The sequence below is a fragment of the Streptomyces sp. UNOB3_S3 genome, assembly GCF_020740895.1.
GTDB lineage: Bacteria > Actinomycetota > Actinomycetes > Streptomycetales > Streptomycetaceae > Streptomyces.
In genome coordinates, this window is sequence record NZ_JAILXP010000689.1 from 1 (window position 1) to 1,364 (window position 1,364).

2 protein-coding genes are annotated in these 1,364 nt (G+C 74.9%); one reads left to right on the forward strand and one right to left on the reverse strand.

What is annotated here, in order from left to right; genetic code table 11:
* Positions 1-720 (reverse strand): helix-turn-helix domain-containing protein (locus K6I33_RS35040; protein ID WP_229358830.1); only part of this gene is annotated, 720 nt, incomplete at its 3' end.
* A gap of 55 nt (positions 721-775) precedes the next feature.
* On the opposite strand from K6I33_RS35040, the gene K6I33_RS35045 reads away from it, so the two are divergent.
* Positions 776-1,364 (forward strand): class I SAM-dependent methyltransferase (locus K6I33_RS35045; protein WP_229358831.1); only part of this gene is annotated, 589 nt, incomplete at its 3' end.

The following is a 1,364-nucleotide window of genomic DNA, read 5'->3' on the forward strand; positions in this document are numbered from 1 at the left end:
CGCTGCGACGAACGCGCTCGGCGACCCGTACCCCACCCGCCGCGCCACCGCGGAGACCGTGGCCCCCGCCGCGAGCAGCGGCATCGCCGCCTCCAGCCGCAGCTGGACGCGCCACCGTCCGTACGACATGCCCGTGCCCTCCGTGAAGGCCCGCGCGAGCGTCCGGGAGCTCGCGCCCACCAGCGCGCCCCACTGCGCGAGCGTGCGCCCGTCCGACGGGTCCGCGCGCAGGGCCTCCGCCACCCGTCGCGCCCGGGGGTCGGCGGGCAGCGGCGCCCTGACCGTCGTCACGGACACGGGACGCAACTGGTCCAGCAGGACGTCCTCCGCGCGCTGCCGCGCCCCCGTGTCGAGGCCCTCCTGCGACAGATGCCCGATCAGCTCCCGTAACAGCCCGGAGACGGCCATGACTTGCGGCGCCGCCCAGCCGAACGGGCAGCGGTCCGGCCAGAAGTACAGACTCCGCATCAACGCGGCGCAAGTGGCCCCCGTGGCGTGCGGGACGCCCGCCGGGATCCACAGCGCGACGGTCGACGGCAGCACCCACGTACGGCCCGCCGCGCGCACGGCCAGGACGCCATGGGGCGCCCACGCCAGCTGATGGGCGCTGTGCCGGTGGACGTCGAACCACTCGTCCTCGCCGAGCGCGAAGCTCCCGACGGCTATGGCACTGCCGGCGGGGGCGACGACATGCCCGGCGGCGTGTCCGTTTGGCGACATGGCTTGGCCTCCTGGCCCGTATACGACACGGTCGCCTGATTCCTAGCCTCGTCGCATGCCGATGAATCTCGTTCACCGCCGTCTGTGCAGTTCCGAGAAGTGGGCCCGGGCCGTCGAGGACCACCTGCTGCCGTGGGCCCTGGACAAGGTGCCGCTCGGGGCCGACGTCCTGGAGGTCGGTCCGGGTTACGGGGCCACCACGCGCGTTCTGCTGCGCCGGGAGGGCGTGACACGCCTGAGCGTCGTCGAGGTCGACGCGGCGTACGCGGCCGGGCTGCGCCGCGAGTTCGGCGACCGGGCCGAGGTCGTGCACGGCGACGGCACCGCCCTGCCCTGGCCCGACGGCCGCTTCGACTCGGTCGCCTGCTTCACCATGCTCCACCACGTCCCCTCGCCCGCCCGCCAGGACGCCCTCTTCGCCGAGGCGCACCGCGTGCTGCGCCCGGGCGGCGTCTTCGCCGGCTGCGACTCGCTGAGCAACTGGCGCTTCCGGCTGATCCACTGGGGCGACACCTGTGTGCCGGTGCCGCCCGCGACACTGGAGACGCGGCTGCGGGCGGCGGGGTTCACGGAGGTGACGGTGGAGGTCGGGACGGGCAGCTTCCGCTTCCGGGCGGTACGGGCGGGGCAGGCGGGGCAGGAGG